This window comes from Bacillus sp. FSL P2-0069 (assembly GCF_038593315.1).
GTDB classification, from domain to species: Bacteria; Bacillota; Bacilli; order Bacillales; family Bacillaceae; genus Bacillus; species Bacillus safensis.
Window position 1 is genome coordinate 2,636,879 of the sequence record NZ_CP151984.1, and the last position, 25,256, is coordinate 2,662,134.

Below are 25,256 nucleotides of genomic sequence, written 5' to 3' on the forward strand. Positions count from 1 at the left end.
CCCTTTTTAATAAATACCTTCTTCCCCGAATTTCTTCGCTAAACGGTTTGCCAGCATGACCAAAATAAGTCCAACAGCTGCTTTAAATAAACCAACAGCGGTACTATAGCTGAATTGCCCTTGCTTAAGACCTGCTGTATAAACGTACGTATCAAAAATCTCTGCTACTTCCCGGTTCGTTGCGTTCAGTAATAGATAGACATGCTCAAAGCCAAGCTCAAGCGTATCACCGATTTTTAAAATAAGCAGAACCACAATGACACTTTTAATGGCAGGAAGTGTGATGTGCCACATTTGTCTCAGTCTTCCGGCCCCATCCATTTTTGCTGCTTCATATAGCTGCGGATCTACCGCGGTAATCGCCGCAAGGTAAATGATTGTTGACCATCCTGCTTCCCGCCAGATGACCTGTAAAATGTACATCGGTCTAAACCATTCCTGACTAAGAAGGAAGTTAATCTTTTCTCCACCAAAGAAAGCAATCAATTCATTCATTAACCCGCCATCTACTGTTAACAAAACAAAAGATAAGGACACGACAATCACCCATGACATGAAGTGAGGAATATAAATCATCGTCTGTACAAATTTCTTAAACAATGCCAATCTCACTTCGTTTAAAAGAAGCGCTAATAAGATCGGAATTGGAAAGAAAATCACGACATTCATGGCAAATAAAATCAGTGTATTTTTTAATAAGATGAAAAATGTTGGTTCTGTAAACAATCGAATAAAGTGTTTGAAGCCAACCCACTCACTGCCAAGAATGCCGAGAAACGGCTGGTAATCTTGAAAGGCAATGATGAGCCCCCACATTGGCACATATTTAAAAACAATAAAATAAATGAGCCCCGGCAAAATCATTAAATACAAAAACTTTTGACTTAGCAATTGATTAAGTAAGCGCTTTCTTTTTTCACTTTTCAAAGCTGCCGCAGGCACACCCTTGGCAGTGACATCCTCTGTTTTCATTGATAAAGCCTCCCCTCATGCTAATGCATGTGTTAACTGTATCTTAAGGATGAAAAATCCGTCTACAATCATATCAACAGATCATATTTTCATAGGTGATGCTGATCAAAACGTTACATAAAACATAAGAAAATGATCCTAATCTCAGAAAATGATTATTGACAAACCTACCAGATTTTTGGATTAATAAATTAAGGGGAAAAGATTGTTTTGTTTGAAATGGGGGGTTTTATGAAAAGAAGGCAGTACAAATTTTATTACAAGCTAGTGACGTTTTTTTTCATACTTAGTACGATTCCTGTTATCATTGTCGGCATTTTTTCTTATCAGCATTCACAAAAAACAGCACTTGAAAATATCTCAAATGAAAAGCTCGACAGCGTTAAACAAACGCAATCCAATATTGAGCATATTTTAAAAACTGTTGATCATTCTCTCACTCACTATGTCAGTTCGCCGCCTCTCCTTCAAACACTGGCAGAACCTTTAAATCCAGACCAATTCCAGCTTTATAATCAAGTACAGCAGGAACTGAACTACCTGCAAACCTTTGACACCGATCTTTCCAATATTACACTCGTCAGTAAAATGGAAGACTGGTACATGAACAATTCGGGGCTTTATCATGTCACAAGCGAAGACCAAGAAAAAGCGCTGACCTCTTACCTCAATATACCAAGTCACTCCAGCTGGGCACTTGAAGAGAATAATCCACTTGTTGCGACAAAAGAAGGAAAAGCATCCTTTTGTAAGTACAATGTGAATTTAATCAAACAACTGCCTATGAACAGCGTTCAAAAAAAGGGAATCGCTGTCGCCAGCATTCCAAGCTGCGTCATTGCTGATAACATGCCTGACTTCTCTCAATCGGATAGTATGTTTGTGATCGATACAAACGGAAAAGTGCTGCTACATAATCGCAAAGAACAAATTGGTGAATCGCTGAAACATCAAGATATCGTCAAACATGTGCTCTCACTTGAAAAACGATCAGGCCAATTTGATATGAAGATCGACGAACTCAACTATCAAATCACATTTCAAAAATCAGATTATAATGAATGGACGTACCTATCCTTTGTTTCTATTCCAGAACTTAAGCAGCAAACGAAATCAATCGGATGGATTACCTTTATTATCTGCACTGTTTTGTTAGCGCTTTCATTGCTATTTTCATGGTTCGGTTCTAGACACTTTTATAAACCAATCCGCTTATTATACGAGTCATTTGCACGCAATGAATCATTTTTGCAAAAACAGCCTTTTCAAAATGAATTTGAGTTGATTGAATCGAGTATTAAACAAATGAAAGATCAAAACAATGATTTAGAGGAACGGATTGAGCAGCAAGTGACACACTTACAGCAATACTTTATGGTACGGCTGCTGCTTGGAAAGCTGACAGATGAAGAAGTTAACAACCGGTTCCAAAGCTTAGGCTTTCCTCAGGGCTGGTCTCATTTGTCCATGCTTGTGACCCAAATCGATACATTAAAAGGAACACCTTATGAAAAAAAAGATGCTGACTTGCTTTTATTTGCGATCAATGGACTAATCGAGCAGATTATTCAGCAAGAGGAGCACCTTCAGCCAACCGTTGTCAATCAGCATCAAACAACGATTATCCTCAACCATTCAAAGTCAGTTGAAGAGTTTACTGAATATTTAAATCAATTAGCAGAAAGCATTCAGCAGCGTATTGAAGAAGAGCTTGGTTTATCGATCAGCATTGGAATCAGCCGCCAGTTTAAAGAACTCACGATGGCAAAACATGCTTACATTGAAGGAAAAGAAGCCTTAAAATACAGACTTAAAGCAGAGAAAAAGTCCATTATCTTATATGAGCATATTCAGCAAGGAAAGACGTTCAAAACCCATTTTCCAAAGCAGCTGCAGCATGATTTATTTGATGCGATGAAAGCTGGCGATCAAGGCAAGGCGGATCACTATTTACATGTGCTCCTGCAATCCATTTTTTCTAAAAATGCAGGACCGCACGAATACCATATCGCCCTCGCTCGTTTCTTAAACAATTTAATTGAGCTGATGCATTTGCTGGGCATTGAATTATTTGAGGTTGAAGATAACAAAATGCTCTATGATACGATTTTTGAATTTAAAACCTTTGAAGATACGGAAGCATGGCTGAAACATGAAATTATTCGGCCAATTATTGACCAGCTTGCTGCACGTGAAGACTCACAATACAAAAACATCTCAGAAAAAATCATTCATATCATTCATCAAGAATTCGACTCAGATCTCACATTGGATGAAATCGCCACACGTCTCCATTACAATCCAAATTATTTAAGCAGTATTTTCAGAAAGGAAATGGATATCTCCTTTAGTGAATATCTCTCTTCCTACAGACACCATGTCGCTAAAAACTGGCTTGTAGAAACCGATATGTCCGTCAAAGAAATTTCGGAAAAACTGAAATATAAAAACCCGCAAAATTTCATCCGGTCCTTTAAAAAGCTGGAAGGTACAACTCCTGGGAAATACCGCGACCAGAAAAAAGGCATGTAAGACAAAGAGTCCCGCTCTCACAAGAAAGCGGGTCTCTTTTATTTAAACTGTTCATTTAAGATGCTGTCTTCCAGCACGGAAAGCGGCTCTCCATACACACGTTCAATATGAGATGCCCCCCAATCGCATAGCGCATTGAGAATTCTTTCGAGCGACTGTCCGTATTCACTTAATTCATATTCCACTTTAGGCGGCACCTGTTCATAGACAATCCGGTTAATGACCCCATCACTTTCAAGCTCTCTCAGCTGCTGCGTGAGCATTTTTTGTGTGATGTTTGGCATGAGCCGCTTCAATTCGCTCGTCCGTTTTTTCCCGTGTGTCAAATGACATAAAATCACACACTTCCACTTCCCGCCTATGACCTCAAGCGTTGCTTCCACAGAGATATTATATTTTTTCTTTTCCATCGAATGTTCACTCCTCTTTGTACGAACAGGCACTTTTTAGTACCTATATTACAAAAAAGTACGTACTTTTTTTTTCGTCATCTATGTTAGATAATAACTCTTGCCGATCGGCTTCGTCTATCAAAATGTCATCACAGAAGGATGTGAACTTACTTATGAAGAAAAAGCAAAACCATTTTGCTCTTCTCGCACTAGCGATTAGTGCTTTTGCTATAGGAACAACTGAGTTCATTAGTGTCGGTCTTTTGCCAATGATCTCAGAGGACTTTGGAGTGAGCGTCAGTCAGGCAGGCTGGACTGTCTCTTTATATGCACTTGGTGTGACATTTGGCGCGCCTATATTGACTTCCCTTACTTCCACGATGAAAAGAAAGACATTGCTTTTGCTCATTATGCTCGTCTTTTTGATTGGTAATACACTTGCCACCATTGCCCCGACTTTTTCATTGCTGTTAATCGGCCGGGTGATTTCAGCCTTGTCCCATGGAATCTTCATGTCTATCGGCTCTACGATTGCTGCAAGCCTTGTCGTGAAAGAAAAACGGGCAAGCGCCATTGCCTTTATGTTCACTGGTTTAACAGTAGCGACTGTGACAGGTGTGCCATTCGGGACATTTCTTGGTCATGAGCTCGGCTGGCGGACATCATTTGGTGTGATTGTGATCATTGGTCTGATCGCACTGATATCCAACTATTTTCTTGTGCCGTCTCAATTAAAGCAGGGGGTGAAAACATCTTTTAAAGATCAAGCTGTCCTATTAAAAACAAAAAGAATTTTGCTTTTATTCGTCATTACAGCCACAGGGTACGGAGGAACCTTTGTCGTCTTCACGTATTTATCTCCTCTCTTGCAGCATGTGACAGGTCTTGCGCCTGGGGCTGTGGCCTTGATCCTTCTTTTATACGGAATCACGATCGCAGCCGGAAATGTCATTGGCGGAAAAGCTGCTAATGAACAGCCAATGAAAGCACTGATCTATATGTTTATTATCCAAAGCATCATCTTGTTTATCCTTAGCTTCACTGCAGGATTCACAGTGTTAGGCATTGGAACCGTCATGCTGATGGGACTGTTTGCTTTCATGAATGTGCCTGGACTGCAAGTAGCCGTCGTTGATTTTGCAGAAAGATACACACCCGGAGCGGTCGACGTCGCATCTGCAATGAATATCGCTGCCTTTAATGCCGGTATTGCCATTGGCTCATTTTTAGGCGGCATCGTGACTGATACACTTGGTCTTGTGCATACAGGCTGGGTCGGCGGCATCATGGTCCTCATCGCAGCCATTCTTACGATGATCAGTTATCAAATGGAACAAAAAGAACAAACACAAACCATTTAAAGGAGTTTTTATGATGGAACATTTACAAAGTACAAAAACATTAAACAATGGGGTGCTCATGCCAGGCTTTGGCCTTGGTGTATTCAAGGTGGAAGATGGAGCAGAATTAATTGATGCTGTCAAAACAGCCATTCAATTAGGCTATCGCAGTATTGATACAGCGGCTATTTATGGAAATGAAGAAGGTGTTGGACGAGGCATACAGCTTGGTTTAGCAGAAACAGGACTGCGCCGCGAGGATATCTTTGTCACATCAAAAGTGTGGAATGCCGATTTAGGATATGAATCTACCCTAAATGCATACGAAGAAAGCTTAAAAAAGCTTCAGCTTGACTACCTTGATCTGTATTTAATCCATTGGCCGGTTGAAGGAAAATACAAAGAAGCTTGGCGTGCACTGGAAACCTTGTATCGTGAAGGAAAGGTCAGAGCCATCGGAGTGAGCAACTTCCAGCCGCATCACCTAGACGAACTATTAAAAGATGCAGACATCAAACCAGCGATTAACCAAGTAGAATTTCATCCAAAACTAACGCAGGAAACACTCTCTACGTATTTGAACTCTCATGGCATTCAAATGGAAGCTTGGTCACCGCTGATGCAGGGTGAACTGCTGCATCACCCGCTGATTACAGAGCTCGCAGACACATATGGTAAAACACCTGCTCAAATTATTTTGCGCTGGGATGTACAAAAAGGTGTCATCACCATCCCAAAATCAACGAAAGCACATCGTTTAAAGGAAAACGCTGATATATTTGATTTTGTCTTAACTGATGAAGATATGAAACGTCTTTCTGACTTAAATGAAAACAAACGTATTGGTCCAGATCCAGATAACTTCGACTTTTAATGAAAACACCCCCGCTTTTTTGCTTTGCGGGGGTGTTCCTATTGGTCATTTTGATTTTTTAAAGGAAGCTTCATATTCTTCTATGATTTTATTCCCACCATTGGATTTCCACTTCTCTACATCCTTCTGAAATTGATCTTCACTGATGTCTCCAAGAATGAACTTATACGTCGCATCATCGATGATTTTCTTCAATTCGTTTCCACGCTCTGATGCTGTTTCTGAATACAGGCTTTCAGCAGGATTGGCAACGATGATGTTTTGATTGTCTTCTTCTAGCTCTTCATATTTAGAACGAACTGCATCCCCTTTATTTTTCAAGTAACGTTTATCAATTCCTACAAGACTGACAAGCGGCTGTACATCTGTCTGCCAGCTTTTCACTTGGCTTTCTTCCCTGACAAATGTATTTCCTTCTTCTTTCTTATAATGCTGGCCATCTATACCGTACGTCATGAGACCATATACATCTTCTTCGGCAATGCGGTCAAAGAAGGCCAAAATCCGCTTTAATTCTGCCTCTGATTTCACGCTTGTTTTAGGGAATGCGAAGATGCCATTATGACCACCTGATGCCCACACACGTTCTTTGCCATCTGGGCCTTTGATTCGGTTGATAATATCTACTTTCATGTTTTTATCTGTCGCATCATCTCTCAGGTTCACGGCATCTACCATATTTCCAACATAGATGCCTGCTTTTCCTTGTGAGAATAATTCCTGCTGCTGTGTTTTGCTTGTCACTGGGAAGTCTTTGTTAATATAGCCATTGTCGCGCAGCTTTTTCATGTATTTCATTGTATTCATGTACTCATCTGTCATAAAGTCTGGCGTGAATTTCCCGTTTTCTTCTTTCCAGTCTGTGGGCATTCCTTCATATGAACCAAGTGTTTTAAATGCGCCATAAATTAAATCGTTCCGATCCGTAAAGCCAATTGTATCCGCTTTTCCGTTTTGATTCGGGTCTTTTTCAGTAAAGGCTTTGGCTACTTCATATAGATCATCCAATGTTTTTGGTGTATCCAAATTTAAATTTTCAAGCCAATCCTTTCGAATGACAATCCCTTGTCTTGAAAGTGGTCTCTCTCTATAGATGCCATAAAGCTTCCCGTCTATAGAGGCGTTTTTATTAATCAATTCGTTCATCTTACTTAAATTTGGATAATCCTTTAAATACGGACCGACTTCCCAAAACATGCCTGATCTGAACGCATTAATCGCAGACGAATTTTTAATGTCTTGAATCGTCACAATTTGCGGCAAATTCCCTGCTGCAAGTGCGGAATTTAACCGATCTTCCTTCACAGCATCAGGCACCCATGTAATATCAAGCTCTGTATTTGTGAGTTTTTCAATCTCTTTTAAAACGGAATCCTTCGGCGGCTGCTGATGATATAAAATCGCCATCCATGTCAGCTTTACCTTTTTGTCTAGATCAACCTTCTCATCTGATGAGTTTGCCCCTTTACTTGAACATGCTGACAGAATACCGCTTGCTGCAAATAACAGGACAAACGCAATCAGCCATAATTTCTTTCTCCCCATAAGATCCCTCCGTTGTTCCATCTTTTTAACCCTTTACAGAACCTAGTAATGCCCCTTTGTTGAAATGCTTTTGAATAAATGGATAGACAAGCAGAACCGGAATGGTTGCTACAACGATCACAGCCATTTTAATCGTCTGGTCTGGCGGTGGTGTGGATGAGCCCATATCCGACATATCTCCCTGCATTCCGCTTGAGACAATGACAATCTGTCTCAGCAGCACCTGAATCGGCCACTTCACTGAATCATTTAAATACAGAATGGCAGTCATATACGTATTCCAATACGTCACGGCATAAAAAAGTGAAATGGTTGCAATGGCTGGCAAAGAAAGTGGGAGCACAATTTTAAAGAAAATCCCTAAATCGTTACAGCCGTCCATCTTCGCTGATTCCTCAAGGCTTGCCGGTATGTTTTGAAAGAAATTTTTCAAAATGATTAAATTGAACGCATTGATTGCAACCGGTAGAATAAGTGACCAATACGTATCAAGCAGACCAAGTGTTTTCACCACAATAAACGTCGGAATCATCCCTCCGCTAAACAGCATCGTGAAAACAACGAGAAACATCAGTGTTCTTCGGCCTTTTAGCTCCTGGCGAGACAGCCCGTATGCCATAAGCGAGGACAAAAACATGCTGACAGCTGTTCCAACGAGCGTCACAAGAATGGACACAATGAGGCTGCGATACACAATATCTGTAGAAAAAATATATCGATATGCCTCTAAAGAAAACGTCGTCGGGAACAAGATAAACTTCTTCGTGATGACCTCTTCTACTGTTGCAAAAGAGGCCGCAATGACATGGATGAACGGAAGCACACATATTAATGCGAACATGAGTAGAAAAGAGTAATTAAATAAATTGAACAATCGGCCTTTAATAGAACGATCTATGTTCATCACGCCCTTTCTTTGAAAGCGTTATCATTTCATCTGAAAGTAAGCTGCAGCCTGTGACGATATCGTGATTAAAATGTAACAAACGGGGGAAGAAAGCGTCTATAATCATTTTGACAGACCAACTGGATAGATCATGTCAGCCGTGCTTTTATGCTCATGAAACAAAAGAATAAGATCATTAGCTCATGACATGATTATGCCTTATGCTCGATCATTTTCTTCGAGGATTTCCGTCGTATTGACATCTGGTTCATAGCCTAACTCCAGCTTCGTTTTCTCAGTAGACCACGGCTTTTCTTCATTCTCTGATACAGCATAATAGGTCCCAAAGGAGATATTCGTTTCAATCGCTGCCTTTATCATACCTGCAAGATCTTCATGTGACAGCAGTGTTCTTTTTGTTCTTTGTTTTTTGTGTAATGCCGTCATCTCATCTGTCACCACTGTTCCAATTCTTAAATTGATGACAGACATTCCCGTTTGATCGTGGAACAAACCCCCTAGCTGTTCGGAAGCAAATTTTAAAATGCCATAGACATTTTTAGTCGCAGGCACATCGTCAGTTGTAATCTGCCGCCCAAGTAAGGAGCGTCCATCCTCTTCATAACGATCCGTCACATGGTTGCTGCTTGCAAAAATGACTTTTCGTATGCCATGCCGCGCGGCTGAACGAAACATATAATAGGTACTCCTCCAAAAAATATCAGTCATTTTTGCAAATTCTTCATGATCCATCACATCATGCGTCATGTCCATGTTTAGAAGATGCAAGATGACATCTGTATCCCGCGGAATTGCCTCATATACATTCTGTTCATTCGCTGCATCGGCTAAAATGACTCCTTCTACACAGCTCGTTAGATCAATAATCGTGACGCTGTACTCATCAGAGAGCGCTTTTGTTAAAAGACGTCCAATCACACCGCATCCGCCAATGATGGTGATTTTTTTCATCTGTCTCCTCCTTTCTTTTGACGTAGTATGTCCAAGCGTTTCTTGATTACAGCCACTTTTTCAAAAATCGTGTCGCCTCGTGACGCATAGCGGCTGTTTCAAAATGACCTGCATGAAGACGGGTAAGCTGATATCGTTCTTTCAATGAAGCAGCTTCATAGGTTTGACTCAATACCTTTTGAATCCTTCCAACGCCTTCAGCAGGCGTGAGCTGATCAAGTTTTCCAACTAAGCTTAAATGCGGTCTTGGAAAAATCATTTCTTGAATGTCCGCTGCTGTAAAATGCTTCGCCAAGCTCGGTACATAGTAATAAAAGCCATGTCTGTCCAAATTGTTCGTTTCAATTAATGTATGATGGTCCACCTGTGCACAAAGATCAATACACACACTGACCCTCTCATCAAGTGCAGCCGTCCACCAGGAAAGAAGACCGCCCATTGACATCCCAAAGACAGCTAACCTGTCCGCCAGCACATCAGATCGAGACAGCAAATAATCAATCGCACACATACTTTCATACAGCATCATGCCCCACATCACTTTTCCTGTTAAAAGCATTTCCTTAAAAATTTCACTTTCTGTTCTTCCTCTTCTCTCGCCGAACCCTGCATGATCAATGGCCAGTACACTATATCCTTTTGACGTAAACTCTTTTGCATATGAAGGCGTTTGCAAATAATGAGCACCTTTTAACAGCTCGTCCTTCCCATTCACGTAATTCCCGCCATGAGAGTGCTGGAACAGCACAACGGGTCTTTTTTTCACTGTATCCTTCGGTTTCACGAAATAAGCAGGGAGTTCCTCTACACCATTCATGGAGAGAATGAGTGTTTCCACTACATATGATTCACGTTCTTCCATTTTTAACGTATAAGCCTCCACGCGATGACGTTCTGGCATTTCTCCTAACAGACTGAGCAGTTGTTCACGTTTGTTTTCCTTTTCCATTGACGTCACTCCTCATTTTCTTGGTCACCTGTTAAAATACGAGACCGATGCGGGAATCACCTTGTTTTCGACAAAATTATGTCCCGGGAAATAAAGAACACCCACCGGTTTATACCGATGGGTGTCATCATTAGTTCGCAACAATATTGACAAGCTTCCCAGGAACCGCAATCACTTTACGAATGGTCTTCCCTTCAAGCTGTTCTTTTACGCGTGCATCATTTTTCGCGAGCTCTTCTAACTGCTCCCTTGTTGCATCAGCAGGAACGGTTAATTTTGCTTTTACTTTACCGTTAAGCTGTACGACAATTTCTACTTCATCGTCGACAAGTTTTGACTCATCATATTGAGGCCATGCTTCATAAGAAATAGATCCTTCATGACCAAGTTTATTCCAAAGCTCTTCTGCTAAATGCGGTGCAATTGGAGAAAGAAGCTTTACAAAGCCTTCTGCATATTCTTTCGGCAGTGTATCAGCTTTATAGGCATCGTTGATAAACACCATTAATTGTGAAATGCCTGTATTGAAACGCAAGCCTTCATAATGATCCGTTACCTTCATGACTGTTTCATGATAGCTGCGTTCTAATGCGCCGCCAGATTGCTCTGTCACTTTATCACTGAGTGAGCCATCTTCATTTGTAAAGAGACGCCATACACGATCAAGGAAACGACGAGCGCCATCAAGTCCTGTTTCAGACCAAGCAATTGACGCATCTAAAGGTCCCATGAACATTTCATAAAGTCGTAATGTATCCGCACCATGAGATTCTACGATATCATCCGGGTTGACCACATTTCCTTTTGATTTACTCATTTTTTCATTGTTTTCCCCAAGAATCATACCTTGGTTGAACAATTTCATGAAAGGTTCTTTTGTTGGAACAACACCGATATCATACAAGAACTTATGCCAGAAGCGTGCATATAGAAGATGCAGTACAGCGTGTTCTGCTCCACCGATATACACATCAACTGGAAGCCATTTCTTCAGCTTCTCAGGAGAGGCAAGCTCTTCTGTGTTATGAGGATCAATATAACGTAAGAAATACCAGCAGCTGCCTGCCCATTGCGGCATTGTATTCGTTTCGCGGCGGCCTTTCTTACCTGTAACAGGATCTACAACCTCAACCCAGTCTTTAATATTGGCTAATGGTGATTCACCTGTACCACTTGGCTTAATCTCTGTCGTCTTAGGCAAGATCAGTGGAAGCTCTTCTTCTGAAACAGCTGAAGATGTTCCGTCCTCCCAATGAATGATTGGAATCGGCTCACCCCAGTAGCGCTGACGGCTGAACAGCCAGTCTCTTAAACGATATGTGACTTTCTTTTCACCTTTTTGATGTTCTTCAAGCCATGCAATCGCTTTTTCAATCGCTTCTTCTTTTCCTAAGCCATTTAGGAAATCAGAGTTAATGTGCTTTCCATCACCTGTGTAGGCTTCTTTTTCAATGTCTCCGCCTTCTACAACTTCTTTAATTGGAAGATCAAAGGTTTTGGCGAATTCATAGTCACGTTCATCATGGGCAGGAACCGCCATAATGGCTCCAGTTCCATAAGTCGCCAGCACGTAATCGGCAATCCAAATCGGCATCTTTTCACCATTTAAAGGATTGATGGCATACGCTCCTGTGAAAATACCTGTCTTCGTTTTAGCAAGATCTGTCCGCTCTAAGTCACTCTTTGATTGAATCTCTTTGATATACGCTTTGACAGCTTCTTTTTGAGCATCTGATGTAATTTTTTCAACAAGTGCATGCTCTGGTGCAAGCACTGCATATGTTGCGCCAAATAGTGTATCAGGACGCGTTGTAAAAACCGTAAACTGTTCGTCATGTCCTTCTACTTCAAAATGAACGTGCGCACCTTCAGAGCGTCCGATCCAGTTACGCTGCATATCTTTGATGCTTTCAGGCCAATCAATGTCCTCTAAATCTTCTAACAGCCTGTCCGCATATGCTGTAATCTTTAGCATCCACTGCTTCATAGGACGTCTTTCAACAGGATGCCCTCCGCGTTCACTTTTTCCATCAATGACTTCTTCATTTGCAAGCACTGTGCCAAGCGCTGGGCACCAGTTCACTGGTACTTCATCGATATAGGCCAATCCTTTTTCGTACAATTTTAAGAAAATCCATTGTGTCCATTTGTAGTAATTCGGATCTGTCGTGTTGATTTCTCGATCCCAATCATACGAGAACCCTAGTGATTGAATTTGGCGGCGGAAGTTATTGATGTTCTCTTCTGTAAAAGCCGCCGGATCATTTCCTGTATCAAGTGCATACTGTTCTGCTGGGAGACCAAATGCGTCCCATCCCATTGGATGAAGAACATCATATCCCTGCATGCGTTTCATGCGTGATAAAATATCCGTTGCTGTATAGCCCTCAGGGTGCCCGACATGAAGCCCTGCTCCTGATGGATATGGAAACATATCAAGTGCATAAAACTTCGGTTTATCTTCCGAGTCAGATGTGGCGAATGTTTTATGTGTCAGCCAATAATCCTGCCACTTCTTTTCAATTTCCCGATGCTGAAAACTCAATGTGAAAACCTCCTTTAATATGTACGGCTTTATCTGCTTAGATGACCACTGCAAGAATTCAGATTTTTCTAAAATCAACAAAAAACCCTCATCCCTGGAAAGGGACGAGAGATTTTTTGGTTCCCGCGGTACCACCCTTGTTAGCGTAACATGCTGTTCGTACGCTCACTTAATATCTTTAACGCAGACATGCGACAGAAGCTTTAACGCAACTGCAACTCTGAGGCGAGTTCAGAAGCAGATTTGATTGACTTTCACCAGCCGTCAATTCTCTAAAGACAAATACTGCTTTCCTACTACTCCTCTTCACTGTTCTTATCGTAACCGTCATCTAAGTAGTATTTTATAGAATTATGATCATAAGTGCAAGCAGGTTTGTATACAATGGGAATGTACCCTAGACTAGGGTAAAGTAGAGGATATTATTCGTGTGGAGATCGGTTATGACGGTTGGAGCCTGCATCCTGTGAACGTTCTTCTCTCACAAAATCGAAGCTTCGCAGAACTGCTTCTCCTCCGTAACCTGAAATAATGGATAAGATGATCAAGTGCAGACTAGATTCGGGATTTGAGGATAAGACAAGCAGTGTAGCGGCAATCATCCCAACGAGCCAATCTTCAATAAACCCTAAGTAAATAAACTTTTTTGTCATTCTGGGCTTCTCTAGCCTGCCTTTTTTCTTTACGTGACCGAGAATGCCCATGACCCCTCCAATGGCGCAAGCAATAATGACTTGTTGCAGCATTTTCATCACCTTCCTAAAGCCCTTAGAATAGTAAAGCGACTTCAGGCTGTCCAGCCCCCTGTAATGCCATTCTGCTGTTCCGTCATAATCCATGTAAAAGGTCTATTCTCTCTAACGAAGAAAAAAAGCTTGTTTCTTCCATTATATGTGAATGACCTAAAAACAATCTTGATGCATTGGAATCATTTTTACCTAATCCATATTAACTATTTTTGTCATTTTATGAATGATGAGTAATTGATTCCTTCTTTTTCTAATGAAAAGTCTCCTTACTTACTCTATTCTAATGGAGGACAAACTATGATGACAAATTTAACAAAGCGTTTGCAATCGTTGAAACAGAACATATGTTATGTTACGTTTAAAAGGATTCATTTGGTTGAAAAGACAACCATTTGATATGTCTTATAGCAGCAAAGGAGGGTAATATGGTCAGCTCGAACATTTTCGGCTTGCAAAAACAGCTTGAACTCATCAAAAAAGCGCTGGATCATGCGCGGATCGGTGTTGTCATTACAGACCCTTCCTTAGAGGATAACCCTATCGTTTATGTGAATCACGGCTTTACACAAATGACTGGATACAAACCAGATGAAATTCTTGGTCGTAATTGTCGATTCCTTCAAGGAAAAGACACGGATCAAAAGCAGCTTGCTTTAATTCGTCATGGAATTCAAAACAAAACACCTATTACCACACAGCTAAAAAATTATAAAAAAGACGGCACTTTTTTTTGGAATGAACTCAATATAGATCCTCTATACATTGAACAAGATGACAAAACATTTTTCATTGGTTTTCAAAAGGATATTACGAAACAGAAAGAATATGAACAGCTCCTAGAAGATTCCTTACAGGAAGTCACCTCTCTTTCGACGCCAATCGTCCCAATCAAAAATGGTGTATCTGCTCTTCCGCTTATCGGGAAATTATCTGAAGAACGCTTTGATGCTATTGTCGCTAAGTTAACCTGTATATTAGATGATTCAAAGGATGATTATTTAATTGTCGACCTTTCTGGTTTAATCGAAGTCGATGATTCCGTTGCAGCACGTATTTTCAAACTGCATCATCTTCTCAATCTTACTGGAACCGAACTGATCATCACTGGGATTAAGCCGCAGCTTGCGCTGAAAATGAAAGACCTCGATACAGATTTCCAGAATACAATCACTTATTTGACAGTAAAAGAAGCCATAAAAGGATTACCATTAGCTGAAAACCCTGTGTAAACAGGGTTTTTCAGATTGTTGACAAAGGGCTAAAATGATCTTTATTTTAGCCCTTTGTCTTCTATTCAGCGTGATAGAAAACCTTTGCAGTCTAGGAAGGGCGAGCACCGGAGCGGAGCGAATTCGACATTCGTGAGCACCGGAGCGCAGACCTGACAACCAATGCGAGGGTTTGTCTACACGCTGGAAAACCCTGTGTAAACAGGTTTTTTTAATTGAACCGCTCCCCAAAATGGAAAAATGAGGTATGATAGGTGTAAATAGCAATTTAGGGGGGCTGTTAGATATGCTGTTACTCATATTAGGTCTTTTATGTATTTGTTTTGCCATCGGATATGCTGTCAATTTCTTCTTACTCAAACGCAAGAACGAGCTGATTTTTTCAAAGAAACTTTTTTATCCTTTTTTGATCATTGGTCTCTTCTTTTCCATTATGTCATTACCGCTTACTGCTGGAAATGCGCCAAAGGCACAAGCCGATCCATCTTCCGAACAGCTGTTAAAGGATCAAAAGGAACTCTCCTCTGACATTTCGCGCTTAACAGCTTCTAAAGAGTCGCTTACCTCCTCTTTAGAAGATGCGGAGAAGGAAAAAGAAAAGCTGGAAAAAAAGCTAGAAACCATCACCTCAGAAAAAGAAACGGTCAAACAGCAAGAAAAGACCATTCAATCGCTTGAACAGAAAATAGACAAGCTCACCTCCAGCAATGAAACACTCAAACAAGAAATCAAGAATAGCAGCAGCGATACGAAGTCTTCCACCGTCCAGCGCTCCGCACCTAAAGATGAAGGAAAAAGCACAGGCGGTCATGAATCACAAAAGGAAACAAAAAAAGAATCGGCTGCCTGTAACATTAAAGGGAGTGTCAACGGTATTTACCACACACCAAGCAGCAGATACTACTCTAGAACAAAGAATATAACCAAAATGTTCTGCTCTGTTGAAGAGGCAGAGCGTGCCGGATACAGGGCACCTAAGCAATAGCGATGTTTAATTAAGATAAAAAAGAACCTCCTGAGCGCCCAATCGGGTTTACAGGAGGTTCTTTTTTAGATTTCTCTTCTTAAAGCTGCTAATACATTCGTTTTTGTTGCCTTACGTGCCGGGTTAAGCCCTGAAATGATCGCTACCCCTGCGCTGATCACTGTCGCTGTAATGACAAGGCTGAGTGGAATATAGGAAAAAGTAATCGAGAATTGATCGCTTGATCCTCCCTCAGACATGGACGACAAAATGGCTGGGATGATTAAATTAACGGCGAAACTAATCAAATATGAGATGATAATACCGATGATTGATCCGATTACTCCAATATAAGCACTTTCCATTAGGAACATCCGCTTGATAATGGATGGATTCGCGCCAATGGCTTTCATAATCCCAATCTCTTGTGTTCGCTCTGTTACCGCCATGGTCATCGTATTGAAAATTCCGATGGCAGAAATAATGACTGCAATACATCCGACAAAAATGAGTCCAATTTTGAAGACCGTAAAGAACATATCCATTCCTTCAAGCTGGTTCGTCACAGAGATGACTTGATAGCCCTCATCTGTCAGTTTATTCGTGAGCGTACCGACATTGTCGAATTTATCTGCATAAACAGAGGTCATTTTCTCGACATTTCCTGCTTCAGGAGACAGATCGAGTATTTGACCAAATTCTTTTTCATAAGCATTCGGAATCAGAATTTTATGATCCTCCTGCCACTCCAAATTCGGCTTTTTCAAAACGCCTACTACACGGAAATCAAATGTTTTTTCTTTAACGACTTCACCTTCTTCATTTAGTTTTGGCACTTTGATTTGAATCACTTTATTTAAAATATCCTTCGTGTAGCCTTTTGGCTCCTTCGGTGTTTCTTCCCCATTTGACGTCTGGTTTAATTCTTTTTCATAGGCTTCGCGTTCTTTTTTTGTCCACAGTTGCTGCGCCATATGATACCCAACCACAATTTCGTTCGCTGATGTTGGGACTTTTCCTCGGTCTAGTTCAAGACCTGCTTCTTTTTCTTCTTTCATATCAGTCAAAGCAGCCTGCGTTTCACTTGAACGGTTATCGAGCTCGACGTTAACCGAAGGATTGATTGCCGTTCTTGAGACGACAGATTTCACATGATCATATTTCTTTAAATCATCAATCTTAACGTCTCCTTTTTCTTTTCCTAACACTTTAATTTCTGTGATGATTTGCTGCTTCATAATTTCATCTTGAGCTGATTTTTGCAAACCAAAACCGACAGACGCTAGAACGATTAAGAAAGAGCATGCCATTGTCGTCGCAAGAATGGTCATAAACACACGCAATCTATTTTTCTTCATATTTCTTCTAATGAATTTGACCTGATCTCTAAATTTCAATGGATTGTTCCCCTTTCTTTAATACACCGTCGTGAAGCTGGAACGTTGTGTCTGCGATTGAAGCGACTTCATCGTCATGTGTAATGATGACAAATGTAATTCCTTTTTCGCGATTGAGCTGCTGGATAAAGGCTAAAATTTCTCCTTCAGTTTCTGAATCCAGACTGCCTGTTGGTTCATCTGCTAAAATAATTGATGGATTTAAAATCAAGGCTCTTGCAATACTCACACGCTGCTGCTGTCCGCCTGACAGCTCATTTGGGTAATGTCCTGCGTGGTGTTCGAGTCCTACTCGTTTCAGCATTTCTTTTACTTTCACTTTTCGTTCAGACGGCTTCACCCCTTTTAAAGTGAGCGGAAGTTCAACATTCTCATACGTTGTTAAGCTCCCGATCAATTGAAAGCTTTGAAAGATAAAGCCAAAGTGATCTAAGCGAAAGTCTGCCCATTCTTTTTCATTAAAGCCGGTCACATCGGTGCCATCAATGACAATTTTTCCGCTCGTTGGCGTAATATAGCCTGATATTAAGTTCAATAAAGTCGATTTCCCCGAACCACTTCGTCCAACAATACAAGCAATATCGCCTCTTTTGATGGACAGGTCAATCCCTTTCAGCACAGGAATTTCATTTTCCCTGCCCTTTTTACCAATTTTAAATACATGATCTAATGCTTGAATCTGAATCATCTCTACTCCCCTGCTCTCTGTTTATCTTTTTCTATAGATTAAGAAATAACTCGTTAAGGCGCCTACGACTCCACCGATGAGCATGCCAACGATATAACCAAATATGGAATTATCTGAAGAAAAACCAAACCATCCAAACCCTAGAACACCGAAGACGATGACCATAATCTGAATAGGTCTATCCATACTTGAGTAAAGGAAGAAGCGGCCATTTCTTTCAATTGGATGTTTTATAAAGCTAATTAAGCCAATTAGATAAAACAGAACCACCATGACAATAGGTATAATGATTTTTTCGCCTGAGAACCAAAGAGGATAATCAGATCGGAAAGGTTCATCTATAATATAGTTGATTGGAGATATAGGCGATATCAAATAAGCGAAGCTCTTATCTAACCAACTCCCACTTGTCTTGATGATAAAATCTACATGAACAAGCGGTAATCCGATCACTAAAAAGGGTAAAATAGCTGTGCTGAACCCAACGATTGCTTGCGCAATGGAACTTCCGGTTAAAGTACCCGCTGCAAAAAATAAACTATAAAACATCAAGGAGGACACAAGCGAAATGATATAAACGCTATGAAAGCCAGGTGTCTCTAGTGGGTCAAGTCCTAAAATAAGTAAATAAGTAAGAACATAAGAAACGGCATGAGCGACTGCAATGATTCCAGCACCTAAGAAAAACTTTGTGTGATAGATTGTACTCCTGCTAAATGGTAAGGATAAGGTAAAATCCATCTGCCCTTTATTTCTCTCAAATCCAAGCTGCATGACAGCAAAGAAAATTCCCATTAGCCATGAAAGAGAGAGGAATGGATCCGTCTTAAAGATATAAGAAAAACGTGGTGCATCCGTAATACACTCTGTATCGTTTAGACACGTTTGAAAAGACGAATATTCCATTAAGAATGCGAAGGGCGTCGCAAGCGCAGCAACAAGCATCACTAAAATGAATGTCAGCTCAGATTGCTTCCACTCCTTATATAATAATTGCCGCTTTACCATCTGCGTTTCCCTCCAAACTTTGCAATGAATACTTCTTCTAAATTCACAGGCAGTTCATGCCATACTTTTGGCTTCAGTGACTTCAAGTACTCTTTAGCTTCTTCGTCGGTTTTTAGAACAAGCGCTGTATAGAAAACGCCCGCTTGATCCAAAATCGCCACGCCATTTTTTCGAATACTTAAGTTCATATCTTCTTCAAAGGCCATTTGGATTTTGACATAGTCATTCTTTAATTCATCTAAATCCATGACACTTGTGAGCTGATTTCCTTCTAAAAATCCAATTCGATTACACATGCGCTCAATATCCTCTAAGCGGTGAGATGTAATTAAAATCGTTGTTTGTCGTTCTGCCACCTCGTCAATCATCAGCTGAAGAACGTCATTTCTTGTGACGGCATCAATTCCATCAGTCGGCTCATCTAATAAAATGACAGCTGGTTTGATGGCAAAGCTTAAAATTAATGACAGCTGTTTCTTTAACCCTGTCGACAATTCACGATACTTTACTTTTTCCGGAATTTCATAGCGGTTCACAAGCTCATTGGCATAGGTCACATCAAACTTTGGATATATATGCTTTAACAGTTGGACAAGCTGTCCGTAATTGTATCTGTCAAAGTAAGGATTCACGACCGGCATGAATACAATATTTTGCTTTACTAAAGGGTGGTCTTTCACCAGCACATCTTTAAAATAAATCTCTCCTTCATCTGGAAGAAGAATTTGCTGAATCAATCTGAGAAGTGTTGTTTTCCCAGAGCCATTCCGGCCAAGCAGACCGAAGATCTCACCTTCGCCTATTTTGAAGGAAACGTCGCTGAGTACTTCGCGTCCATTTAATTTCTTTGATACATTTCTAACCTCAATCAACTTGTTTTCCTCCTTTTAGACTTGAGCCGATCTCTTCCAGCCATTCCTTGAGCTGATGAATATCAATACCAGCATGATGAGCTTCTATGATGAGTTGTCTTAACTGTTCTTTCATCTGGAGCACCTTCCCTTCATTCAGCTTTAACTGAGCACCTTCTGTTACATACGTACCGCGGCCCCGCAGAGTTTCAATAATCCCTTCCCGCTCTAGCTCTTTATACGCTTTACTGACGGTGTTTGGGTTGGCAATGATAATGGTGGCGAGCTCTCTGACAGAGGGCAGTTTGTCACCTGGCTTCATCACGCCTTTTAAACATAAAATTTTGAGCTGCTCAATGATTTGTTCATATATTGGCGCAGCGCTTCTTGGATCTATTTGAATCATGATGACTCCCTCTTTCCTCATTCATGCTTTTGCAGTCCTATCGCTTGTTCATGTCCTTGCATTAAAGGAACTGAATTGGGTATCAAATCTTTTTGAACTTCAAAACCAATGAAAACAAGAACGAAAAAAAATGTACATGCTAACGCAACAGCCAGCACCATCCACTTCAAATTAATTGGGTTTTTTTCTTTTTTCATGGTTGAACACCTTTCTTCACTTTAAGTGTCTATAGTGTATTAGTTGATGTAGTACACTTAATACAATATAGACACCCAGCATAAAAGTCAATAACTAATTAAGAAAATAAAAAACAGACCCTTAAAAGAAGGATCTGTTCATCATTCATTATCGTAAGAAATCCCTAAAATCATTTGATTTTGTAAGCTCTGAATTTGAACACGTGCCCTGTCTAATCGTTCTCTTTGCTGGTCATTGGCGACATCTTTTAATTTTTCTAATTCGTTGACCGTATTCTCAAGCATGAGCTGTGCTTTAGAAAACTCTTCCTCATTATAATGTTCTTGACGTGAGCTCAAATCAAATTGTTCACTTGCAAACTCAAGGGTTTCCGTACTTTTTTGAATAAATTCATCGATCGATTGCCTTGTTGCCATCTTACATTCCCTCCATTTCATCATCGCTCCCGCCTATTTTGCCCATGTAAAGCTTTTTCACTAAAGAAAATGTTGGACAGATTCAATTGTCCTCCTTCGTGATTTTTGTTAAACTTTAAGGATGCCTATTATGCAAGGAGGTTACTGACTTGGATCAGCATAACCCTTTTTTATATTCAAACAGCGAAAAACGTTATCACACGTGGAACTACCATTTGCGTGAACACTTTGGTCATAAAGTATTTAAAGTAGCCTTAGACGGCGGCTTTGACTGCCCAAACCGTGATGGTACTGTAGCCCACGGCGGCTGTACATTTTGCAGTGCCGCTGGATCTGGTGATTTTGCAGGAAACCGGGCTGATGATCTCATCACTCAATTTAACGAAATCAAAGACCGGATGCATACAAAATGGAAAGACGGAAAATACATGGCGTATTTCCAGGCGTATACAAACACACACGCACCGCTTCCTGTCCTAAAAGAAAAATATGAAACCGTTATGAATCTGGATGGTGTCGTAGGTCTATCCATTGCAACAAGACCTGACTGTCTGCCGGATGACGTAGTGGAGTATTTAGCCGAATTAAACGAACGCACTTACCTATGGGTAGAGCTTGGTCTTCAAACAGTACACGAACGGACAGCTATGCTCATCAACCGTGCTCATGATTATGAATGCTACGTTGAAGGTGTAGAAAAACTGCGAAAACACGGAATTCGTGTCTGCTCACATATCATCAATGGACTGCCTCTTGAAAACCGGGACATGATGATGGAAACAGCAAAAGCTGTTGCGGATTTAGATGTGCAAGGAATTAAAATTCATTTGCTTCACCTTTTAAAAGGGACTCCAATGGTCAAGCAATATGAAAAAGGAAAGCTTGAGTTTTTAAGCCAGGAGGAATATGTTCAGCTTGTTTGTGATCAGCTGGAGATTCTGCCGCCAGAAATGATTATTCACCGTATTACAGGCGACGGCCCAATTGAATTAATGGTTGGTCCAATGTGGAGTGTAAATAAGTGGGAAGTACTCAATGCCATTAATGCTGAGCTCGAAAGACGTAACAGCTACCAAGGGAAACGTTTCGTCAGATTGGAAGAAGCAGCCAAATGATTTTGAAACGCATGCTTCCTTTTAGTAAAGAGCTGTTAGAACGCGCTTGTCAAAAAGGCGACATCGTTATAGATGCAACAATGGGCAACGGCCACGATACACTCTATTTAGCTGACCTTGTAGGAACTGATGGACAAGTGTTTGCATTCGACGTGCAAGAGGAAGCCTTGCAGCAGACAAGCAAAAGACTTGGCGGTCAATATTCTTACGTTCACCTCATCCATGATGGGCATGAAAAACTGGCGGATCATCTTCCGAAGGATGCTTATGGACAAATAGCCGGTGCAGTGTTTAACCTTGGGTATCTGCCCGGAGGCGATAAAACCGTCACCACTCAGGCTCATACAACCATTGAAGCCATCAAGCAGCTCCTCGAATGGCTCAAACCCGGAGGACTGATCGTCCTTGTGATCTACCATGGACATCCCGAAGGTAAAAGAGAAAAAGAAGTGCTTCTCGACTATTGCAGATCACTCCCTCATGAAGAGGTACAAGTTTTATCATATCAATACATGAATATTCAAAACGACCCGCCTTTTGTGGTCGCCATTGAAAAAAAGCTAAAATGATGTGCATTTTAGCTTTTTTCTTCTTTTCAGCGTGATAGAAAACCTTTGCAGTCTAGGAACGGGCGAGCACCGGAACGGAGCGAATTCGACATTCGTGAGTACCGGCGCGCAGACCTGACACCGAATGCGAGGGTTTGTCTACACGCTGAAGCTCAAATCCTAATGGATTTGAGCTTTTTTATGATGATTTCATCCAAGGCATTTTCTGATAAGTCCGATAGGCTCTTCCGTTAATATAGAAAAAGAACGATGTTTTCCCGCTTGATTTGATCAGCCTTTTTGCCAGCTTGTTCATCTCTTTTTGGGCTGTCACTTTTTCATCGGACAAATAGACCGCCAGTAATCCTCTGTTAATCAATTTGTGAAAGTTTTCATGCGGAATGCCTTTCAGCTGCTCATCCGCTTTTTCAATAAAATGCTGAAGTCTATCCATCATCTCATGATGAGAATCATAGTATGAGCAAAAGTTCAGATCTCCCCCAAGCCTGTCCTCTTCTTGGTCTATTAAATAATCGAGTAAAATGTGCAGACCTTGAATATAAGGGAAATAGCTTTCGTAAATTTGCTTCGCCTGCTTTTCTGTAAAATCAGGCTGCAGCGCATACGCCACAAGACAGAATATCCCTAACGTTGATCCCGCACAAGCTGAAAACTCATACCATTCCATCTTCGGCAAATCTTTTTCATACTGGCGGAACCATGACTCTAGCCGTGGTACACGCTCATGGGGAACAACGTGCTTATGTACTTGCAGGTCACTATAGTAATCACACAGCGTGTGTAAATATGGCTGAATGATCGGATAATGTCGAACACGCGTAAGCACATCTTGACATGTGCGGACAAGCGCATGTAAATATCCATGATCCTCTTGATCATCACGGAATTGATAGTATGGCTTGAGCTCAGCATGAATATCAAGCGCATCTCTCATCGCTTGATGCAGCATATGGAAATCCTTTGGATCAAGCGACGTGCTGCGGTCACAAAGGTTATCTAAGTAATCACTGATGGTTTGATACGCCACAATGAATTCAATGCACGTTTCTTTCTCTTCACCTGCCAGAAGAGATAAAATACCTCCGCCTTCACAGTGAAACGTTTTACTCGATATGCTCGCTAGTGCCTGCGTTCTCAGTTCTTCATTTTCAATCATTTCGGCATGAGCCCGCCACTTTTTCAGCTCCTGATGAACAAGCGGAAAAATATCTTTATACACCTTTGTCATCAGTGCAAAAGGACGCTCTGGTACTGACAAATCACTCCACCCCCAACTTAAAGCTCACAATCAAATATATTGATCTGTAAAGGCTCTTGCCGCCTTAAACACATCTTCTCTTTCTGGTTCATTAAAAATTTCGTGATACAGCTCTTCCCATTCACGGTATGATTTATTGGTTGATTCTATGCCATTGAACCATTTAATCACCCTCGTTTTATCGACGATCTTATCATCGCCCGCCTGCATTAAAAGGAGCGGGATCGATTTAAAGACATTCGTCGGCTGCATCGCCGCATCGATATTTTTGATCAGCTCTCGATACCAGCGAACCGACACCTTTGTTACGTAAAGAGAATCATTTGAGTCTGCCTCAATGACCGCCTGATTTCGTGTGGCTAGTTCAATCGACAGCCCTGACTCCACTTTAAAAGACGGTGCCAGCACATTTAGACCTTTTGACGCAAAATCCATCAGCTTCTTCGGTTTAAATTGCAGACCTAAACAAGGTGATGATAAAATAAGGCCATTCAACTTCGTATGGGTATACTGCTTCATCCACTCAATTGAAATGAGTCCACCCATACTGTGTCCAAGTAAAAAAGTAGGAAGCCTGAATGATTTCGCATGCTCGATCCATTCATCGACTGTATCAATGTATTCTTGAAACGAACGAATGTGGCCTCGCGCACGTGTCGATGTGCCTTGCCCAGGCAAATCACCCATAACGACGTGATAGCCTGCATTCCGCCACATTTCAATCAGCCATTTATATCGGCCGTGATATTCACTCGCACCATGTACAATGACAATTGTACCAACTGGTCTTTCAGCATGCCAAGTCCACAAAGTAAACACCTCACAAATGTTGTATTAAGAAAGGAAGTCGAAAAAGTGATTTATCCATATCATCAGTTTACACCTGAGATTCATGAATCGGTCTTTGTCGCAGATAACGCCACCATTACCGGTGATGTCACAATTGGAGAATATTCGAGCGTGTGGTTCCAAACCGTCATCAGAGGCGATGTTGCACCTGTGAGAATTGGAAAGAACGTCAACATTCAAGATTTATCGTGCCTGCATCAAAGTCCTGGAAAAACACTTCTTATTGAAGATGGTGCTACCATTGGACACCAAGTCACATTACATAGCTCAATCATTCGAAAAAATGCCCTCATTGGCATGGGGTCTATCATTCTCGATGGTGCGGAGATTGGCGAAGGCGCCTTTATCGGTGCAGGAAGTCTTGTCCCTCAAGGAAAGGTCATCCCAAAAGGATCACTCGCTTTTGGCCGTCCAGCCAAAGTCGTTCGGCTGTTAACAGATGAAGATATCCAAGACATGGACCGAATCCGCAGAGAATATGTAGAAAAAGGACAATACTATCGTTCCCTTTTATCTCGTTAACATCATACGTGTATCTTCACTTTATCATGT

At 41.1% G+C, this 25,256-nt stretch carries 25 protein-coding genes and 1 other annotated feature; of the genes, 8 read left to right on the forward strand and 17 right to left on the reverse strand.

Going from position 1 to position 25,256, the window contains the following annotated elements; translation table 11 throughout:
• Positions 1–6: 6 nt before the first annotated feature.
• Entirely contained in the window at positions 7–972 is a 966-nt protein-coding gene (locus NSQ34_RS13470; protein WP_024424886.1) for a sugar ABC transporter permease, read from the reverse strand.
• A 231-nt stretch (positions 973–1,203) separates the two neighbouring features.
• On the opposite strand from NSQ34_RS13470, the gene NSQ34_RS13475 reads away from it, so the two are divergent.
• A complete protein-coding gene (locus tag NSQ34_RS13475; RefSeq protein WP_342500947.1) occupies positions 1,204–3,504 on the forward strand; it encodes a helix-turn-helix domain-containing protein in 2,301 nt (766 codons plus the stop codon).
• Positions 3,505–3,542: 38 nt separating this feature from the next.
• On the opposite strand, the gene NSQ34_RS13480 is transcribed toward NSQ34_RS13475, so the two are convergent.
• Entirely contained in the window at positions 3,543–3,914 is a 372-nt protein-coding gene (locus tag NSQ34_RS13480) for a winged helix-turn-helix transcriptional regulator (protein ID WP_280806375.1), read from the reverse strand.
• Positions 3,915–4,069: 155 nt separating this feature from the next.
• On the opposite strand from NSQ34_RS13480, the gene NSQ34_RS13485 reads away from it, so the two are divergent.
• Together NSQ34_RS13485 and NSQ34_RS13490 are read left to right on the forward strand one after the other, a co-directional pair.
• Positions 4,070–5,257, forward strand: a complete 1,188-nt coding sequence (locus NSQ34_RS13485) for an MFS transporter (protein WP_342489570.1) — start codon at positions 4,070–4,072, stop codon at positions 5,255–5,257.
• 10 nt (positions 5,258–5,267) lie between these two features.
• Positions 5,268–6,110, forward strand: a complete 843-nt coding sequence (locus NSQ34_RS13490; RefSeq protein ID WP_342500948.1) for an aldo/keto reductase — start codon at positions 5,268–5,270, stop codon at positions 6,108–6,110.
• Positions 6,111–6,155: 45 nt separating this feature from the next.
• Here the strand turns inward: NSQ34_RS13490 and NSQ34_RS13495 are convergent, their stop codons facing one another.
• From NSQ34_RS13495 to NSQ34_RS13520, 6 genes are all read right to left on the reverse strand, one after another.
• Positions 6,156–7,655, reverse strand: coding sequence for an extracellular solute-binding protein (locus NSQ34_RS13495; RefSeq protein ID WP_120208840.1), 1,500 nt, complete (start codon positions 7,653–7,655; stop codon positions 6,156–6,158).
• Positions 7,656–7,680: 25 nt separating this feature from the next.
• Positions 7,681–8,541 (reverse strand): carbohydrate ABC transporter permease, encoded by an 861-nt coding sequence (locus tag NSQ34_RS13500; RefSeq protein ID WP_087976618.1) that lies wholly within the window; start codon positions 8,539–8,541, stop codon positions 7,681–7,683.
• A 219-nt stretch (positions 8,542–8,760) separates the two neighbouring features.
• Positions 8,761–9,513, reverse strand: a complete 753-nt coding sequence (locus tag NSQ34_RS13505; RefSeq protein WP_327825874.1) for an NAD(P)-dependent oxidoreductase — start codon at positions 9,511–9,513, stop codon at positions 8,761–8,763.
• 46 nt (positions 9,514–9,559) lie between these two features.
• Positions 9,560–10,462, reverse strand: coding sequence for a dienelactone hydrolase family protein (locus NSQ34_RS13510; protein ID WP_335370748.1), 903 nt, complete (start codon positions 10,460–10,462; stop codon positions 9,560–9,562).
• Between the two features lie 130 nt (positions 10,463–10,592).
• A complete protein-coding gene (leuS, locus tag NSQ34_RS13515) occupies positions 10,593–13,007 on the reverse strand; it encodes a leucine--tRNA ligase (RefSeq protein ID WP_024424893.1) in 2,415 nt (804 codons plus the stop codon).
• Between the two features lie 97 nt (positions 13,008–13,104).
• Positions 13,105–13,326, reverse strand: a binding site (T-box leader).
• A gap of 103 nt (positions 13,327–13,429) precedes the next feature.
• The gene (locus tag NSQ34_RS13520) at positions 13,430–13,759 is read right to left on the reverse strand and encodes a DUF4257 domain-containing protein (protein WP_008343006.1); all 330 of its coding nucleotides are present in this window, start codon (positions 13,757–13,759) and stop codon (positions 13,430–13,432) included.
• A 422-nt stretch (positions 13,760–14,181) separates the two neighbouring features.
• Here NSQ34_RS13520 and NSQ34_RS13525 point away from each other — a divergent pair, with 422 nt between their 5' ends.
• Positions 14,182–14,985 (forward strand): STAS domain-containing protein, encoded by an 804-nt coding sequence (locus NSQ34_RS13525; RefSeq protein ID WP_024426208.1) that lies wholly within the window; start codon positions 14,182–14,184, stop codon positions 14,983–14,985.
• 286 nt (positions 14,986–15,271) lie between these two features.
• Complete coding sequence (locus NSQ34_RS13530) at positions 15,272–15,970, forward strand: hypothetical protein (protein WP_342500949.1); 699 nt, start codon at positions 15,272–15,274, stop codon at positions 15,968–15,970.
• A 65-nt stretch (positions 15,971–16,035) separates the two neighbouring features.
• On the opposite strand, the gene NSQ34_RS13535 is transcribed toward NSQ34_RS13530, so the two are convergent.
• The 7 genes from NSQ34_RS13535 to NSQ34_RS13565 form a co-directional block, all read right to left on the reverse strand.
• Entirely contained in the window at positions 16,036–17,346 is a 1,311-nt protein-coding gene (locus NSQ34_RS13535) for an ABC transporter permease (protein ID WP_024424896.1), read from the reverse strand.
• Entirely contained in the window at positions 17,336–18,034 is a 699-nt protein-coding gene (locus tag NSQ34_RS13540) for an ABC transporter ATP-binding protein (RefSeq protein WP_044332340.1), read from the reverse strand. The genes NSQ34_RS13535 and NSQ34_RS13540 overlap by 11 nt, the downstream gene beginning before the upstream one ends.
• A 21-nt stretch (positions 18,035–18,055) precedes the next feature.
• On the reverse strand, positions 18,056–19,042 hold the full coding sequence (locus NSQ34_RS13545) for an ABC transporter permease subunit (protein ID WP_211043045.1): 987 nt from the start codon (positions 19,040–19,042) through the stop codon (positions 18,056–18,058).
• Positions 19,036–19,914, reverse strand: coding sequence for an ABC transporter ATP-binding protein (locus tag NSQ34_RS13550; RefSeq protein WP_024426211.1), 879 nt, complete (start codon positions 19,912–19,914; stop codon positions 19,036–19,038). The genes NSQ34_RS13545 and NSQ34_RS13550 overlap by 7 nt, the downstream gene beginning before the upstream one ends.
• On the reverse strand, positions 19,907–20,299 hold the full coding sequence (locus tag NSQ34_RS13555; RefSeq protein ID WP_024426212.1) for a GntR family transcriptional regulator: 393 nt from the start codon (positions 20,297–20,299) through the stop codon (positions 19,907–19,909). The genes NSQ34_RS13550 and NSQ34_RS13555 overlap by 8 nt, the downstream gene beginning before the upstream one ends.
• A 17-nt stretch (positions 20,300–20,316) precedes the next feature.
• Positions 20,317–20,496, reverse strand: coding sequence for a hypothetical protein (locus NSQ34_RS13560; protein WP_024426213.1), 180 nt, complete (start codon positions 20,494–20,496; stop codon positions 20,317–20,319).
• Positions 20,497–20,637: 141 nt separating this feature from the next.
• Positions 20,638–20,913 (reverse strand): YtzC family protein, encoded by a 276-nt coding sequence (locus NSQ34_RS13565; protein ID WP_024426214.1) that lies wholly within the window; start codon positions 20,911–20,913, stop codon positions 20,638–20,640.
• A gap of 149 nt (positions 20,914–21,062) precedes the next feature.
• On the opposite strand from NSQ34_RS13565, the gene NSQ34_RS13570 reads away from it, so the two are divergent.
• A complete protein-coding gene (locus NSQ34_RS13570; protein WP_017358356.1) occupies positions 21,063–22,028 on the forward strand; it encodes a TIGR01212 family radical SAM protein in 966 nt (321 codons plus the stop codon).
• The gene (locus tag NSQ34_RS13575; protein WP_342500950.1) at positions 22,025–22,597 is read left to right on the forward strand and encodes a class I SAM-dependent methyltransferase; all 573 of its coding nucleotides are present in this window, start codon (positions 22,025–22,027) and stop codon (positions 22,595–22,597) included. Before NSQ34_RS13570 ends, NSQ34_RS13575 begins: the two co-directional genes overlap by 4 nt.
• A gap of 178 nt (positions 22,598–22,775) precedes the next feature.
• Here the strand turns inward: NSQ34_RS13575 and NSQ34_RS13580 are convergent, their stop codons facing one another.
• Both NSQ34_RS13580 and NSQ34_RS13585 read right to left on the reverse strand, forming a co-directional pair.
• Positions 22,776–23,855 (reverse strand): tetraprenyl-beta-curcumene synthase family protein, encoded by a 1,080-nt coding sequence (locus tag NSQ34_RS13580; protein ID WP_024424905.1) that lies wholly within the window; start codon positions 23,853–23,855, stop codon positions 22,776–22,778.
• Positions 23,856–23,885: 30 nt separating this feature from the next.
• Positions 23,886–24,665: an alpha/beta hydrolase gene (locus NSQ34_RS13585; protein ID WP_024424906.1), complete on the reverse strand. Its 780-nt coding sequence runs from the start codon at positions 24,663–24,665 to the stop codon at positions 23,886–23,888.
• Between the two features lie 45 nt (positions 24,666–24,710).
• Between NSQ34_RS13585 and NSQ34_RS13590 the strand changes: the two genes are divergently transcribed.
• Positions 24,711–25,226 carry a gamma carbonic anhydrase family protein gene (locus NSQ34_RS13590; RefSeq protein WP_024426216.1) on the forward strand — a complete coding sequence of 172 codons (516 nt, stop codon included), beginning with the start codon at positions 24,711–24,713 and terminating at the stop codon, positions 25,224–25,226.
• Positions 25,227–25,256: the final 30 nt, after the last annotated feature.

Coding starts and splice junctions, on each gene's coding strand:
- NSQ34_RS13540 (WP_044332340.1), bottom strand. CDS start 18,034: ATGATTCAGATTCAAGCATTAGATCATGTATTTAAAATTGGTAAAAAG.
- NSQ34_RS13475 (WP_342500947.1), top strand. CDS start 1,204: ATGAAAAGAAGGCAGTACAAATTTTATTACAAGCTAGTGACGTTTTTT.
- NSQ34_RS13505 (WP_327825874.1), bottom strand. CDS start 9,513: ATGAAAAAAATCACCATCATTGGCGGATGCGGTGTGATTGGACGTCTT.
- NSQ34_RS13490 (WP_342500948.1), top strand. CDS start 5,268: ATGATGGAACATTTACAAAGTACAAAAACATTAAACAATGGGGTGCTC.
- NSQ34_RS13565 (WP_024426214.1), bottom strand. CDS start 20,913: ATGGCAACAAGGCAATCGATCGATGAATTTATTCAAAAAAGTACGGAA.
- NSQ34_RS13525 (WP_024426208.1), top strand. CDS start 14,182: ATGGTCAGCTCGAACATTTTCGGCTTGCAAAAACAGCTTGAACTCATC.
- NSQ34_RS13530 (WP_342500949.1), top strand. CDS start 15,272: ATGCTGTTACTCATATTAGGTCTTTTATGTATTTGTTTTGCCATCGGA.
- NSQ34_RS13545 (WP_211043045.1), bottom strand. CDS start 19,042: ATGGTAAAGCGGCAATTATTATATAAGGAGTGGAAGCAATCTGAGCTG.
- NSQ34_RS13510 (WP_335370748.1), bottom strand. CDS start 10,462: ATGGAAAAGGAAAACAAACGTGAACAACTGCTCAGTCTGTTAGGAGAA.
- NSQ34_RS13520 (WP_008343006.1), bottom strand. CDS start 13,759: ATGAAAATGCTGCAACAAGTCATTATTGCTTGCGCCATTGGAGGGGTC.
- NSQ34_RS13555 (WP_024426212.1), bottom strand. CDS start 20,299: ATGATTCAAATAGATCCAAGAAGCGCTGCGCCAATATATGAACAAATC.
- NSQ34_RS13560 (WP_024426213.1), bottom strand. CDS start 20,496: ATGAAAAAAGAAAAAAACCCAATTAATTTGAAGTGGATGGTGCTGGCT.
- NSQ34_RS13575 (WP_342500950.1), top strand. CDS start 22,025: ATGATTTTGAAACGCATGCTTCCTTTTAGTAAAGAGCTGTTAGAACGC.
- NSQ34_RS13485 (WP_342489570.1), top strand. CDS start 4,070: ATGAAGAAAAAGCAAAACCATTTTGCTCTTCTCGCACTAGCGATTAGT.
- NSQ34_RS13470 (WP_024424886.1), bottom strand. CDS start 972: ATGAAAACAGAGGATGTCACTGCCAAGGGTGTGCCTGCGGCAGCTTTG.
- NSQ34_RS13495 (WP_120208840.1), bottom strand. CDS start 7,655: ATGGGGAGAAAGAAATTATGGCTGATTGCGTTTGTCCTGTTATTTGCA.
- NSQ34_RS13480 (WP_280806375.1), bottom strand. CDS start 3,914: ATGGAAAAGAAAAAATATAATATCTCTGTGGAAGCAACGCTTGAGGTC.